The 14,756-nt window shown below is 64.8% G+C and carries 14 protein-coding genes; 11 read left to right on the top strand and 3 right to left on the bottom strand.

Features of this window, described 5'->3' with window-relative positions; translation table 11 throughout:
• Nucleotides 1-37: 37 nt before the first annotated feature.
• A complete protein-coding gene (gap, locus tag JYK05_RS10895) occupies nt 38-1,048 on the top strand; it encodes a type I glyceraldehyde-3-phosphate dehydrogenase (RefSeq protein ID WP_175945054.1) in 1,011 nt (336 codons plus the stop codon).
• 60 nt (nt 1,049-1,108) lie between these two features.
• Here the strand turns inward: gap and JYK05_RS10890 are convergent, their stop codons facing one another.
• Both JYK05_RS10890 and fur read right to left on the bottom strand, forming a co-directional pair.
• Nucleotides 1,109-1,498, bottom strand: coding sequence for a hypothetical protein (locus JYK05_RS10890; protein ID WP_206467019.1), 390 nt, complete (start codon nt 1,496-1,498; stop codon nt 1,109-1,111).
• Nucleotides 1,499-1,720: 222 nt separating this feature from the next.
• Nucleotides 1,721-2,149: a ferric iron uptake transcriptional regulator gene (gene fur / locus JYK05_RS10885; protein ID WP_159836963.1), complete on the bottom strand. Its 429-nt coding sequence runs from the start codon at nt 2,147-2,149 to the stop codon at nt 1,721-1,723.
• Between the two features lie 228 nt (nt 2,150-2,377).
• Here fur and JYK05_RS10880 point away from each other — a divergent pair, with 228 nt between their 5' ends.
• The 9 genes from JYK05_RS10880 (at nt 2,378) to JYK05_RS10840 (ending at nt 11,663) form a co-directional block, all read left to right on the top strand.
• Nucleotides 2,378-3,175 carry an outer membrane protein assembly factor BamE gene (locus JYK05_RS10880; RefSeq protein ID WP_175945050.1) on the top strand — a complete coding sequence of 266 codons (798 nt, stop codon included), beginning with the start codon at nt 2,378-2,380 and terminating at the stop codon, nt 3,173-3,175.
• Nucleotides 3,176-3,301: 126 nt separating this feature from the next.
• Nucleotides 3,302-4,099, top strand: a complete 798-nt coding sequence (gene dapB, locus JYK05_RS10875; protein WP_175945048.1) for a 4-hydroxy-tetrahydrodipicolinate reductase — start codon at nt 3,302-3,304, stop codon at nt 4,097-4,099.
• A 14-nt stretch (nt 4,100-4,113) separates the two neighbouring features.
• Nucleotides 4,114-4,779: a MotA/TolQ/ExbB proton channel family protein gene (locus JYK05_RS10870; RefSeq protein ID WP_206467017.1), complete on the top strand. Its 666-nt coding sequence runs from the start codon at nt 4,114-4,116 to the stop codon at nt 4,777-4,779.
• A 10-nt stretch (nt 4,780-4,789) separates the two neighbouring features.
• Complete coding sequence (locus JYK05_RS10865; RefSeq protein ID WP_175945044.1) at nt 4,790-5,212, top strand: biopolymer transporter ExbD; 423 nt, start codon at nt 4,790-4,792, stop codon at nt 5,210-5,212.
• Between the two features lie 320 nt (nt 5,213-5,532).
• A complete protein-coding gene (leuS, locus tag JYK05_RS10860; RefSeq protein ID WP_206467010.1) occupies nt 5,533-8,127 on the top strand; it encodes a leucine--tRNA ligase in 2,595 nt (864 codons plus the stop codon).
• Nucleotides 8,128-8,186: 59 nt separating this feature from the next.
• Complete coding sequence (gene lptE / locus JYK05_RS10855; protein WP_175945307.1) at nt 8,187-8,738, top strand: LPS assembly lipoprotein LptE; 552 nt, start codon at nt 8,187-8,189, stop codon at nt 8,736-8,738.
• 21 nt (nt 8,739-8,759) lie between these two features.
• Nucleotides 8,760-9,845 (top strand): DNA polymerase III subunit delta, encoded by a 1,086-nt coding sequence (gene holA, locus JYK05_RS10850; protein WP_206467003.1) that lies wholly within the window; start codon nt 8,760-8,762, stop codon nt 9,843-9,845.
• Nucleotides 9,846-9,954: 109 nt separating this feature from the next.
• Entirely contained in the window at nt 9,955-11,226 is a 1,272-nt protein-coding gene (locus JYK05_RS10845; protein ID WP_206467001.1) for a glutamate-5-semialdehyde dehydrogenase, read from the top strand.
• Between the two features lie 20 nt (nt 11,227-11,246).
• Nucleotides 11,247-11,663 (top strand): CopD family protein, encoded by a 417-nt coding sequence (locus JYK05_RS10840; RefSeq protein WP_206466999.1) that lies wholly within the window; start codon nt 11,247-11,249, stop codon nt 11,661-11,663.
• Nucleotides 11,664-11,690: 27 nt separating this feature from the next.
• Here the strand turns inward: JYK05_RS10840 and JYK05_RS10835 are convergent, their stop codons facing one another.
• A complete protein-coding gene (locus JYK05_RS10835) occupies nt 11,691-12,530 on the bottom strand; it encodes a MurR/RpiR family transcriptional regulator (protein WP_206466997.1) in 840 nt (279 codons plus the stop codon).
• 299 nt (nt 12,531-12,829) lie between these two features.
• On the opposite strand from JYK05_RS10835, the gene edd reads away from it, so the two are divergent.
• Nucleotides 12,830-14,737 (top strand): phosphogluconate dehydratase, encoded by a 1,908-nt coding sequence (gene edd / locus JYK05_RS10830; protein ID WP_206466995.1) that lies wholly within the window; start codon nt 12,830-12,832, stop codon nt 14,735-14,737.
• Nucleotides 14,738-14,756 lie beyond the last annotated feature (19 nt).

Here is a 14,756-nt window from a genome sequence, read left to right as displayed (position 1 = left end):
CAGCGAAGCAGGTTTTTTTAAGCCAAGGAGATAGACCATGACGATTCGCGTTGCAATCAACGGCTACGGCCGGATCGGCCGCAACACGTTGCGCGCCTTCTACGAGAACGGCAAGAAGCACGACATCGAGATCGTCGCCATCAACGATCTCGGCGATGCCAAGACGAACGCGCACCTGACGCAGTACGACACCGCGCACGGCAAGTTCCCCGGCGACGTGTCGGTGGACGGCGACTACCTCGTCGTCAACGGCGACAAGATTCGCGTGCTGGCGAACCGCAACCCGGCCGAACTGCCGTGGGGCGAGCTGAACGTCGACGTGGTGATGGAGTGCACCGGTTTCTTCACGACGAAGGAAAAGGCGAGCGCGCACATCAAGGGCGGCGCGAAGAAGGTCATCATTTCCGCGCCGGGCGGCAAGGACGTGGACGCGACCATCGTGTACGGCGTGAACCACAACGTGCTGAAGGCATCGGACACGGTCATCTCGAACGCATCGTGCACCACGAACTGCCTCGCGCCGCTCGTCAAGCCGCTGAACGACAAGATCGGCCTCGTCAACGGCCTGATGACCACGATCCACGCGTACACGAACGACCAGGTTCTGACCGACGTGTATCACGAGGACCTGCGCCGCGCGCGCTCGGCCACGCACAGCCAGATCCCGACGAAGACCGGCGCTGCGTCGGCGGTCGGCCTCGTGCTGCCGGAGCTGAACGGCAAGCTGGACGGCTACGCTATCCGCGTGCCGACTATCAACGTGTCGGTGGTGGATCTGTCGTTCATCGCGGCGCGCGACACGACGGTGGAAGAAGTCAACAAGATCATGAAGGAAGCGTCGGAAGGCGAGCTGAAGGGCATTCTCGGCTACAACGACGCGCCGCTGGTGTCGGTCGACTTCAACCACAACCCGGCTTCGTCGACGTTCGACGCGACGCTCACGAAGGTGTCGGGCCGTCTCGTGAAGGTGTCGAGCTGGTACGACAACGAGTGGGGCTTCTCGAACCGCATGCTGGATACGGCAGTCGCCCTCGCGAACGCGAAGTAACGTTCGGTCCGCTGAAATGACAAAGCCGCTCCTCGGAGCGGCTTCGTTTTTTGCGCGGCGTTATGCGAACCGCTGGCGGAGGAACGATATGACATACGGCGTCGCGGCGGCCGCAACGGTCGACGCCGTGGCCGGGTCGAGGCCCATGCGCGCGCCGATGGATTCCGCGATGCGTCCGGTCAGCACGCCTTCGCCGCCCTCTTCCAGCGACTTGAAGAAGCCGTCGCCGCGCACGAGTCCCGCCGCGAACGCCGCAAAGAAGCTCTTGCCGGGATGGTCGCCCAACAAGCCCTGGCTTTGCTCTTCGGCGTGCGCGTGCGCCGTTTCCGCAGCCGTACTAAGCATTTGCTGACTGTCTTCCTGGCTGAAGCCCTGATCGGTCAGCGCCTGCGTGGCTTGCGCGCCGTGCGACGAAGACAGAAATTCTGATACGAGTTGTTGCACGTCCATTGACGTTACTCCTTTTGACGTTCGCTGATTGCAGGTCCGCGGAAAGCTGATTGAAGCCACGGAGGGCTAGTGATCGCTCGCGGCCGGTGCTATGACCGCGGCTGTCGCGGGAAGTGCCATGGCGCCAATTGCGGACGGTATGGACGAAACGAAACCGCCGTCCATCGAAGCCGATGGACGGCGGTTTTGGAATCGCGGCGCGCCTGGCCGGGCGCGGGTCGCTCAGTGCTTGCGGTGCGGGCAGTTTTCCTTGGTGCAGGCGCCGTAGAGCGCGAGCGCGTGCTCGTGCAGCTTGAAGCCGCGTTCCTTCGCAATGGACTGCTGGCGGCGTTCGATTTCGGCGTCGAAGAACTCTTCGACGCGCCCGCAGTCGATGCAGACGAGGTGATCGTGGTGCGAACCTTCGTTCAGCTCGAACACCGCTTTGCCCGATTCGAAATTGCTTCGCGACAGCAGGCCCGCTTGCTCGAACTGCGTGAGCACGCGGTACACGGTGGCGAGCCCGATATCGAGCTCTTCATTGAGCAGGTTGCGATACACGTCTTCAGCGGTCAGGTGACGCACCGGACTATGCTGGAAGATTTCCAGAATCTTGAGGCGGGGCAGGGTCGCCTTGAGCCCGATATTTTTCAGATCGGAGGGATTGGTCATGGCTAGGCATCCCTAGAGTACAATTGAAGGTTCTCATAGTAATGCGTTTTTCCGAATCCTGACATCTCATGCGGAAAGTACGCAAAACCGCGCGGAAGGCACGTAATAACGAGGCAGAAGCGCACTGAGAGCGGAACGAGAAGCGCGGCGTTGTCAGTGTCATCGGCGCTGTGCGCGAAAGGTGAAATGATCTCAAAATTTTTATCGAATTGCAGGGAGAGCCGTCGCATGCGGGGAACCATCATCGCAGCAACCCTCGCCGCGCTGCTCGCGGGTTGCTCGACGTACGACAGCGTCACGCAGAAGATCGCGCAGAGCATCACGCCATACCGCATCACGGTCGTGCAGGGCAACTTCGTTTCGCAGGAAGCGGCGAGCCAGATGCAGGTCGGCATGTCGCGCGATCAGGTCAGGCAACTGCTCGGCACGCCGCTGCTCACGGACATGTTCCACGCGGACCGCTGGGACTACGTGTTCTACTTCAAGCGCGGTTCCACCTCCGTCGTGCAGCAGCGCGACTTCATCGTGAACTTCGCGAGCGATCGCGTCGTGAGCTGGTCGGGCGGCGAGAATCTGCCGTCTAACCTCGAACTGCTCGCCGAGATCGACGGCGACCGAGGCCTGAAGGTCGCGAAGTCGCCAACGGCGCCCGCAGCGGTTGCGGCATCGGCATCGGCGGCGTCGGCAAGCACCGTGACCGCGCCGGTCGGCGAGCCGTCCACGCAGCCGAACACCGCGGCAGCCTTTGCGGGCGATGCGAACCAGCAGGCCGCGCAGGCAGCGAATCGCGCGACGGCGCAAGTCGAAATGCCGACTGGCCGCACGCAATCGTCCGTGCGACCGAACGTGCCGCAAAGCGCGGGCGCGGCGCCCGGCGCGGCGAGCGTCGGCGGCAACTCGCAGATTCAGTTGCAGCGCAAGCCGCAGACGATCACGATTCCGGACAGCAGCGCGGTCGGTCCCGCGAGCACGTCGCCGGCTCCGGCCAACTCGGGCGGACAAGCGCAATTCAGCATGCCGCAGTAGCGCGGCGAAGCATCGCCGGGAAGGCGCGCCGTCGCGCTTTTCCGGACAGACCGGCGTCGCGGGCGCTCGCCGCGTGACGCCGTATCAATCAGCCGCGCTCGCCGCGCGGTCCAACACGAGACAGCCATGAAGATCGCCATCGCCGGGGCGTCGGGCCGCATGGGCCGGATGCTGATCGAAACCGTTCTCAACGACCCCGACGCGCAACTCGTCGGCGCGCTCGACCGTCCGGGCGTGCCGCAACTCGGGCAGGACGCGGGCGCGTTCCTCGGCAAGACAACGGGCGTCGCGCTCACCGACGACATCGAGCGCGTGTTCGCCGACGCCGACTATCTGATCGACTTCACGCGCCCTGAAGGCACGCTCACGCATCTGGAAGCGGCGCTGCGTCATAACGTAAAGATGGTGATCGGCACGACCGGCTTCTCCGACGAGCAAAAGGCGCAGTTGAAGCAGGCGGGCGACAAGATCGGCGTGGTGTTCGCGCCGAACATGAGCGTCGGCGTGAACGTGACGCTCAAGCTGCTCGAATTTGCCGCGAAGCAGTTCGCGCAGGGTTACGACATCGAGATCATCGAGGCGCACCACCGGCATAAGGTGGATGCGCCGTCCGGCACCGCGCTGGCGATGGGCGAAGTGGTGGCCCGCGCGCTCGGCCGCGACCTGAAAGACTGCGCGGTCTACGCGCGCGAAGGCGTGACCGGCGAGCGCGATCCGTCGACCATCGGCTTCTCGGCGATACGCGGCGGCGATATCGTCGGCGATCACACGGTGCTCTTCGCGGGCATCGGCGAGCGCATCGAGATCACGCACAAGTCAGCGAGCCGTCTGTCGTACGCGCAGGGCGCGCTGCGCGCGGTGCGCTTCCTCGCCGCGCACGACAAGGGCTTCTTCGACATGCAAGACGTGCTCGGCTTGCGCTGAGGCGTTCACGGACGATGGCGGCAACGGGCGTTATCCACTATCTGCAAAGCGGCGATGCCGTCACGCATGCGGTCGCGGGCGTGCTGCTCGCCATGTCGCTCGCGAGTTGGTGCTTCTTGCTCGTGAAGGCGTGGGTGCTGGCACGCGCAAAATGGCAGGGGCCGCTCGCGCTGCAACGCTTCTGGCAGGCATCGACGCTGAAAGACGGCATCGGCGCGTTGCGCAGCGCGGACCGCGAGCGCGTGTATCTGCCGCTCGCCGAAGCAGCGTGGCGCGCTTCCGAAGCGGAAGTGCCTGGCGCGCTGCTCGCCCGCGTCGAGCGTAACGAGCGCGTGTTGCGCGCGCTGCGCCAGGCGTTGCTGCGCTCGCAACGTCGGCTCGAATTCGGACAGGTGTTGCTCGCATCGGTGGGCAGTACGGCGCCCTTCGTCGGCTTGCTCGGCACGGTCTGGGGCATCTATCACGCGCTCGGCAGCATTGCGGCGAGCGGGCAGGCGATGATCGAAAACGTCGCGGCTCCGGTCGGCGAGGCGCTCATCATGACAGCGTTCGGGCTCGTCGTCGCGATTCCGGCGGTGCTTGCGTACAACGTGCTCGGCCGCTGCGTGCGGCAGATCTCCGAGGAACTCGACGGTTTCGCGCACGATCTGCACGCCTTTGTTTGCGGCGAGAAAGAATAGGGAGCGCGCGATGGCCTTCGGCGGACTGGACAACAAGCCCAACGGCTCGCCCATGGCCGACATCAACATGACGCCGCTCATCGACGTCATGCTCGTGTTGCTGGTGATCTTCATCATCACCGCGCCGCTTTTCACGCACGCCATCCGGCTGGATTTGCCGAAGGTCTCGTCGCAGCCTGCGCGCGAGACGCCGCAGACCATCACGCTTTCCATCGACGATGGAGGCAAGCTCTACTGGAACGACGCGCCGATCAGCGCCGCTGACATGCGCGCGCGTTTCGCCGCGGCGGGCAAGGCGGCCGAGAAGCCGGAACTGCATCTGAGGGCGTCGAGCGCCACGCGATACGAAATCGTCGCGCAGGTGATGGGCGCGGCGCAGCAGGCCGGAATCGAGCGGATCGGTTTCGTGACGCAGCCCGTGCCGGCGCGCTGAGACGCTCGGATTCGGCCTATGCCGTTCGGCTGAATTGCCGGACGACCGCGCGCCGCGCACACTTGCAGCGAATGGCCCTGAATTCGCGCGGCCAGCGGCTTTACGAATCCAGGACACGCGGGGAGCGGACGGTATAATCGCCCTTTGCCCGTCCAACGCGTCCCGCGTCAATCAGAGCAGGCCCGATTCCGCCGTTGCATCGCGCGGGTCGCGCCGGCCGGTCGACCACGCAGCGTCTGGATTCGCCACCGCAAGCCAGCGCGGTCAAGCCCAACGAAGCTCGCGCCCGTTCACAGCATCAAGCGTAAAGCCACCACACCATGCACGATAAATACGTACCCGCCGACGTCGAATCCGCCGCGCAGAGCAACTGGCGCGCGAACGACGTCTACCGGACGACCGAGACGTCGGCCAAGCCCAAGTTCTACTGCGTCTCGATGCTGCCGTATCCGTCGGGCAAGCTGCACATGGGGCACGTGCGCAACTACACCATCAACGACGTGATGTACCGTTATCTGCGCATGAACGGCCACAACACGCTGATGCCGATGGGCTGGGACGCGTTCGGCATGCCCGCCGAAAATGCCGCGATGGCCAATGGCGTGCCGCCCGCGAAGTGGACGTACGACAACATCGCGTACATGAAGAAGCAGATGCAGTCGATGGGCCTCGCCATCGACTGGTCGCGCGAAGTCGCCACGTGCTCGCCCGAGTACTACAAGTGGAACCAGTGGCTGTTCCTCAAGATGCTGGAGAAGGGCATCGCGTACAAGAAGACCGGCACGGTGAACTGGGACCCGGTCGATCAGACGGTGCTCGCGAACGAACAGGTCATCGACGGGCGCGGCTGGCGCTCGGGCGCGCTCGTGGAGAAGCGCGAGATTCCGATGTACTACCTGCGCATCACCGATTACGCGGATCAGCTGCTCGACGATCTCGAAGGCCTCGGCTGGCCCGAGCGCGTGAAGATCATGCAGCAGAACTGGATCGGCAAGAGCTTCGGCGTGAACTTCGGCTTCCCGTATGAAATCGACGGGGAAGCGAAACTCTTGCGCGTGTTCACCACGCGCGCCGACACCATCATGGGCGTGACGTTCGCGGCGATCGCGGCAGAGCATCCGCTCGCCACGCGTCTTGCCCGCGACAACGCCGGTTTGCAGGCGTTCATCGAGGAATGCAAGCGCGGCGGCGTCGCGGAAGCCGACGTCGCGACGATGGAAAAGAAGGGCATGGCGACCGGCTTTTTCATCACGCATCCGCTGACGGGCGAGAAGGTAGAAGTGTGGATCGGCAACTACGTGCTGATGTCCTACGGCGAAGGCGCGGTGATGGGCGTGCCGGCGCACGATGAGCGCGACTTCGCGTTCGCCAAGAAATACGATCTGCCGATCAAGCCGGTGATTGCCGTCGAAGGCAAGACCTACTCCACCGCGGCGTGGGAAGAGTGGTACGGCGACAAAACTGCCGGCCGCCTCGTCAACAGCGGCAAGTACGACGGCTTGACCACCGAGGAAGCGATCGACGCGATCGCCGCCGACCTGAAAGCGAAGGACCTCGGCGACAAGCAGGTCACCTGGCGTCTGCGCGACTGGGGCATCTCGCGGCAGCGTTACTGGGGCACGCCGATCCCGATCATCCACTGCCCGAGCTGCGGCGACGTACCGGTGCCGGAGAAGGATCTGCCGGTCGTGCTGCCTGAAGACCTCGTGCCGGACGGCACGGGCAATCCGCTCGCGAAGTCCGAAGCGTTCCTGAACTGCTCGTGCCCGAAGTGCGGCGCGGCGGCGAAGCGCGAAACGGACACGATGGACACCTTCGTCGATTCGTCGTGGTACTTCTCGCGCTACAGCGCGCCGGACGCCACGACGATGGTCGACGAGCGCACCGATTACTGGATGCCGATGGATCAGTACATCGGCGGTATCGAGCACGCCATTCTTCACCTCTTGTATTCGCGCTTCTGGACCAAGGTCATGCGCGACATGGGCCTCGTGAAGTTCGGCGAGCCGGCCAAGAACCTGCTCACGCAGGGCATGGTGCTCAACGAGACGTTCTATCGGGAAGACGCGAGCGGCAAGAAGACCTGGTACAACCCGCTGGAAGTCACCGTGTCGCATGACGACAAGGGCCGTCCGACGGGCGCGACGCTCATTGCCGACGGCCAGCCGGTCGTGCTCGGCGGCGTCGAAAAGATGTCGAAGTCGAAGAACAACGGCGTGGATCCGCAGACGCTCATCGACCAGTACGGCGCCGATACGGCGCGTCTCTTCGTGATGTTTGCGGCGCCGCCGGAGCAATCGCTCGAATGGTCGGGCGCGGGCGTCGAAGGCGCGAGCCGCTTCCTGCGCCGCGTGTGGCACTTCGCGCACGACAACGCGGAGGCGCTGCGCCAGCACCGCAAGCTGGATGCATCGAAGCTGAGCGACGCCGACCGCGCCCTGCGCCGCGAAATTTACACCGTGCTGAAGCAAGCCGATTTCGACTATGGCCGCCTGCAGTACAACACGGTCGTGTCTGCCGCGATGAAGATGCTCAACGCGCTCGATAGCGCGAAGAATGCAGGCGAAGGCGTGCTGAACGAAACCTTCGGCGTGCTGCTGCGCGTGCTGTATCCGGTTGTGCCGCACATCACGTTCCAGTTGTGGTCGGAACTCGGTTATGCCGACGAATTCGGCCCGCTGCTCGACGCGCCGTGGCCGAAGGTCGACGAAGCCGCGCTCGAACAAGCGGAAATCGAACTGGTGCTGCAGGTCAACGGCAAGGTGCGCGGTGCGCTGACCGTGGCGAAGGATGCAACGCGGGAAGCCATCGAACAGGCGGCGCTCGCGCATGAAATGTTCGAAAAGTTCTCGGAAGGCCGCGCGCCGAAGAAAATCGTCGTGGTGCCGGGGCGTCTCGTCAACGTGGTGGTCTGATGGCCAAAACCTGGGGATTCGATGTGAGCGTCAAAGCCGTCGAAAATCGCGCGGCGCGCGTGAGCCGGCGTACTTTCCTCGCGCTCGTGGGCGGCGCGGTCGCGCTGTCCGCGTGCGGGTTCCAGTTGCGCGGCGAGCAGGACTACGCCTTCAAGCGCCTGGCGATCAGCGGCGGCGCGCCGCAGATGGTCGGGCGGCTCGAACGCATGGTGCAGGGCGGAAGCGATACGGTCATCGTGAAGCCCTCGGAGAAGCCCGACGCGACGCTCTATCTCAACGAAGGTCAAGGTCTCAGCACACTCAGCCTCAATTCGCAGGGCGTGATCCAGGAGTACGAGCTCGTCTACAACCTGAGCTATACGCTCGTCGGCGCGGACGGAACGGTGCTGATTCCGCCTAGCGCCATCGCGCTGAATCGCGCGATGACCTATAGCAACCAGTACACGCTCGCGAAGTCGCAGGAAGCCACGCTGCTCTACAACGACATGCGCAACGACGCCGTGGATCAACTGACGCGCCGGCTCGCGGTCGTGCGTTCGCTGCATCCGACGCCGGCCGAGCAGACGCCGGGTATCGCGCCGCGGGCGCCGTTGCCCACGCCGCCGCTGTAACGGGCTACGCGACCGTCCACCATGCAACTGAAGCTCGACGCGCTCGAAGCGCATCTCGCCAAAGGCCTGAAGGCGCTGTACGTCGTCTATGGCGACGAGCATCTGCTCGTGCAGGAAGCGTGCGACCGCATCCGGGCCGCCGCGCGCGCGGGCGGCTTCACGGATCGCACCGTGTTCACGGTCGAGCGCGGGTTCGACTGGAGCGCGCTCATCGGCGCAACGCAGTCGATGTCGCTCTTCGGCGACCGGCAACTGATCGAGTTGCGCATCCCGACGGGCAAGCCCGGCAAGGAAGGCGGCGAGGCGCTGAAGATGCTCGCCGCCGCCGACAATCCGGACGTCGTGACCTTGGTCACGCTGCCGCGCCTCGATTCGGCAGCGCAGAAGTCCGCGTGGTTCACGGCGTTGATCGGCGCGGGTGTCGCGCTGAAGGTCGATCCCGTCGAGCGCGCGCAACTGCCGATGTGGGTCGGCCAGCGGCTCGCGCAGCAAGGCCAGCGCGTCGCGCCGGGCGAAGAGGGGCGGCGCGCGCTCGTTTTCATCGCGGAACGCGTCGAGGGCAATCTGCTTGCCGCGCATCAGGAAATACAGAAGCTCGGGCTGCTTTATCCGCAAGGCGTGCTCACGTTCGAGCAGATCCACGACGCCGTGCTGAACGTCGCGCGCTACGACGTTTTCAAGCTGAACGAGGCGATGCTGACGGGCGACGTCGGCCGGCTTTCACGCATGCTCGACGGTCTCAAAGGCGAAGGCGAAGCGGCCGTGCTCGTCTTGTGGGCGCTCGTCGACGAGGTGCGCACGCTCCTGCGCATCAAGCGCGGCGTGACGTCGGGCAAGCCGCTCGCGACGCTGCTGCGCGAAAACCGCGTGTGGGGACCGCGCGAGCGGTTGATCGGCCCCGCGCTTTCGCGCGTGACGGAAGACGCGCTCGAACGCGCGCTCTCACTCGCGGCGCGGCTCGACCGGCAAGTCAAAGGGCTCTCGGGTAGTTCCGGCAGCGCGGGTGCGCGCGGCAGCGAGCCGCCGCCCGATCCATGGGCCGGCATGTTCGAACTGGCGATGGCCGTGGCGCAAGGCGCGTCGCCAGCGCCGCGACCGCGTCGCTAAATACGCGACACGGCTTAGAATGATCCTTTGCGCGTCGGGCCATGCAGCCGAACGCGACTCCCATCTCACTGATGCCGCGCTTTCGCAGCCGGCATACGGAATGATCCAGATGAACATCGACCAGTACATGACCGATCTCGGCCGCCGCGCGCGCGCGGCGTCACGCGCGATGGCGCGGGCATCGACGGCGGCGAAGAACGCGGCGCTCGTCGCGGTGGCGGATGCGATCGAGCGGGAACGCGACGCGCTCAAGGCCGCGAATGCGCGCGATCTGGATCGAGCCCGCGAGAAGGGCTACGACGCGGCGTTCATCGACCGTCTCACGCTCTCCGACAAGGCGCTCCGCACGATGGTCGAAGGCTTGCGGCAAGTGGCGTCGCTGGCCGATCCGATCGGCGAGATCAGCGGACTCAAATTCCGTCCGACGGGCATTCAGGTCGGGCAGATGCGCGTGCCGCTCGGCGTGATCGGCATCATCTATGAATCGCGGCCGAACGTGACCATCGACGCCGCCGCGCTCTGCCTGAAATCCGGCAACGCGACGATTCTGCGCGGCGGTTCCGAGGCGCTCGATTGCAACACTGCGCTTGCCAGGCTGATCGGCGAGGGACTGCGAGCGGCCGGGCTGCCGCAGGACGCGGTGCAGGTCGTCGAGACGGCGGATCGCGCGGCGGTCGGCAAGCTCATCACCATGACGGAGTTCGTCGACGTAATCGTGCCGCGCGGCGGCAAAAGCCTCATCGCCCGGCTGATGGAAGAGTCGCGCGTGCCGATGATCAAGCATCTCGACGGCATCTGCCACGTGTACGTGGACGACCGCGCCGATCTCGCAAAAGCGGCGGCGATCTGCGACAACGCGAAGACGCATCGCTACGGCACCTGCAACACGATGGAAACGCTGCTCGTCGCGCGCGCTGTCGCCGACGCCGCGCTGCCGATGCTCGCGCGTGCGTTTCAGGCGAAAGACGTCGAACTGCGTGTCGACGCGGCGGCGCGCAAGGTGCTCGAAGCGGCGCAGATCGGCGGGCTCGTCGATGCCACCGACGAAGACTGGAGCACCGAATATCTCGCGCCGATTCTGGCGGTGAAAATCGTCGATGGTCTGGACCAGGCCATCGACCATATCAACACGTACGGCTCGCACCATACGGACGCGATCGTCACTGAAGATCACGACCGCGCCATGCGCTTCCTGCGCGAGGTGGATTCGGCGAGCGTCATGGTCAACGCGTCGACGCGCTTCGCGGATGGTTTCGAGTTCGGGCTCGGCGCGGAAATCGGCATCTCGAACGACAAGCTGCACGCGCGTGGCCCGGTGGGACTGGAAGGCCTGACATCGCTGAAATACGTTGTGCTGGGCCACGGCGAAGTGCGTCAATAAGAACGACCCAAAGACAAACGATGCTCTGGATCAAATCGCTGCATATCGTGCTGGTCGCCTCGTGGTTCGCGGGGCTGTTCTACTTGCCGCGCATTTACGTCAATCTCGCGATGGAGAAGGACCCGACAGCGACCGCGCGCCTGCTGCTGATGGCGCGCAAGCTCTTTCGCTTCATGACGTTCATCGCGGTGCCGGCGCTCGCGTGCGGGCTGTGGCTGTGGCTGGATGTCGGCATCGGGCGCGGACAGGGCTGGTTGCACGCGAAGCTCGGCATCGTCGTGTTGCTGATTGTTTATCACGCGTATTGCGGCGTACTGCTGCGCACGTTCCAGCGCGGCGAGAACACGCGCTCGGACAAGTGGTACCGCATGTACAACGAGCTGCCGGTGCTCGGCTTGCTCGGCGCGACGCTGCTGGTGGTCGTCAAACCGTTCTGATGTCTCTTACGTGAGCCCGGCGCCGGCTCACGTGCCTACCCGGCGTCCTTCCAGCACGTCCTTCGCCTCGGCGAGCTTCTCCGCCAGTTGCGGACCGCGCGCCAGTGCCAGTCCCACCGCCAGAATATCGCCGATTGCGAGATGCGAGACGCGCGACGTCATCGGCGAAAAGATATCCGTGTCCTCGTCGACGTTCGCGAACAGGCCGACGCTCGCCAGTCGCGCGAGCGGCGAATTGCCGTGCGTGATTGCGATCACTTTCGCCCCGCCATTGAGCGCGGATTTGCACGCATCGAGAATGTCCTTTGTGCGGCCGGTGTTCGAGATGGCGACCACCACATCGCCGGGACCGAGCAGCGCCGCCGACGTCGTGTAGGTATGCGGATCGGCGTACGCGACTGACGGCACGCCGAGACGGAAAAACTTGTGCTGCATGTCGAGCGCGGCGATGCCCGAGCCCCCGGCGCCATAAAACTCGATGCGCCGCGCATCCGAAAGAATCGCGATGGCCGCCGCCACGCTGTCCGACGACAAGCTGTTTCGCACCGCGATCAGCGCCCCGATGGTGCGGTCCAGCACTTTCGCCGCGACGCCGGCTGCGGGTTCGTCGCTGCGGACGTCGCGGTAGACCGTGGGCACATCCGCTGCGACGCTTTGCGCGAGCCGAATCTTGAATTCCCGGAAGCCGGAGAAGCCGAGCGCCTGACAAAAACGCGCGATGGTCGGCTGGCTCACGCCTGCTCGCGCGGCGAAATCGGTCATCGAAAGGTCGAGGACCTCGCGCGGCGCTTCCAGCACGTAATCGGCGAGCTTGCGCTCGGACGGGCGCAACTGCTCGCGCATTGCTTCAACTTGGGACAGCAACATCGGAAAACTCGCCTATGCTGGAATTTGCCTGCGACTATAGCCGATGAATCACCTTGTACAAATACTACATAGTGTCGACTGCGGTTCTTAGGGATTTCCCTGAGATGTCGATCGATAAAGGCTTTGACTTAGGTGTCTGCTGAATTGGCGGGCGCATTTAGTGCATTGTCACCGTGTAGTTTTTCTACTAATATGACGCCAAACGGCCAGCCATACAACAACGACTCAGCCGCCGTTCCTCGCGATTGTCCAATCCATAACTCGACGGCACGCGCGCCGCAGTGAGACAAGGAGCTTCGATGGTTTCCCCGCATTCACAACTCAAGAAGGTCACCGACCGCGTGATCGAGCGCAGCAAGTCCACGCGCGCGGCGTATCTCGCGCGCATCGACGCGGCGCACGGCAAGTTCCCGGCGCGCGGCGCGCTGTCCTGCGCGAACCTAGCGCACGGTTTCGCCGGACTCGAAGGTCAGGAGAAGATCGCGATCAAGGCGGTGCGCGAGCCGAACATCGGCATTGTGTCGTCGTATAACGAGATGCTTTCCGCGCACGCGCCGTACAAGAGCTTTCCGGACATCATCAAGCAGGCGGCGCGCGAACACGGCGGCATCGCGCAATTCGCGGGCGGCGTGCCGGCCATGTGCGACGGCATCACGCAGGGCAACGCGGGCATGGAGCTGTCGCTGTTTTCGCGGGAAGTGATCGCGATGAGCACGGCCGTCGCGCTCACGCACAACATGTTCGACGCGGCGCTGTGCCTCGGCGTCTGCGACAAGATCGTGCCGGGCCTGGCCATCGGCGCGCTGCAATTCGGCCATCTGCCGACCATCTTCGTTCCCGCCGGCCCGATGACGAGCGGCCTCACCAACGACGAGAAGGCAAAGGTTCGCCAGGAGTTCGCGACCGGCAAGTGCAATCGCGACGCGTTGCTCGAAGCGGAGGCCGCCGCGTATCACGGTCACGGCACCTGCACGTTCTACGGCACGGCCAACAGCAATCAGATGCTGATGGAAGTGATGGGGCTGCACCTGCCGAGCGCGGCGTTCGTGCACCCGCACACGCCGCTGCGCGATGCGCTCACCGCCGAAGCCGCGCGCCGCGTGCTCGATCTCACGCTCGAGCGCGGCAACTACACGCCGATCGGCCATGTGGTCGATGAGAAGGCGATCGTCAACGGCATCGTCGCGCTGCTCGCGACAGGCGGTTCGACCAATCACACGCTGCATCTCGTGGCGATCGCGCGGGCGGCGGGCATCGTGATCGACTGGAACGACTTCGACGAGTTGTCGCAGGTCGTGCCGTTGCTCGCCAAGATCTACCCGAACGGCAAGGCCGACGTGAACCATTTCCACGCGGCGGGCGGCGTGGCGTTTCTCGTGCGCAATCTGCTGGAAGGCGGCTTGCTGCACGAAGACGTGCAGACGGTCGCGGGCCGCGGCTTGTCGCACTACACGAAGGAGCCGAAACTTATCGACGGCAAGCTGCAATGGGTCGATGGCGCCGCTGAAAGTCACGACACGAAGGTGCTGCGCGGCATTCGCGAGCCGTTCCAGCCGGATGGCGGCTTGCGGCTGATGCAGGGCAAGCTCGGTCGCGGCGTCATCAAGATTTCTGCGGTGGCGCCTGAGCATCGCGTCGTGAAGGCGCCGGCCATCGTGTTCAATTCGCAGGAAGAAGTGCAGGAAGCCTTCGACAAGGGCGAACTGAAGCGAGATTTCGTCGCGGTCGTGCGCTTTCAGGGCGCGCGCGCGAACGGCATGCCGGAACTGCATCGGTTGACGCCGCTTCTCGGCGTGTTGCAGGATCAGGGCTTCCATGTCGCGCTGGTCACCGACGGCCGCATGTCGGGCGCATCGGGGAAGGTGCCGGCCGTGATCCACGTGTCGCCGGAGGCGCTGTTGCACGGGCCGCTCGGCAAGGTGCGCACCGGCGATGTGGTGGTGATCGACGCGCCGGCTGGCGTGCTCGACATCGAAATCGATGCGCGCGAATGGGCGTCGCGCGAAGTCGAAGCGCCGGCGAATCAGGCGGAGAACGAAGTGGGCTTCGGGCGCGAACTGTTCGGCGTGTTCCGCAGCGCGGCGCTGCCGGCCGAGGAGGGCGCGTCGGTGTTCGGTCCGCTGATCGGCGCGAAGACCGCGTCGACGGATGGCGGCGCGACGGCGGCTGCGGGCCACGCCGATCGTCAAATGGTGCATGGACGCTAACGAATCTAGCCACGGTTCA

The organism is Caballeronia sp. M1242 (assembly GCF_017220215.1).
GTDB lineage: Bacteria > Pseudomonadota > Gammaproteobacteria > Burkholderiales > Burkholderiaceae > Caballeronia.
This window is presented reverse-complemented; position numbering and strand designations above follow the sequence as displayed.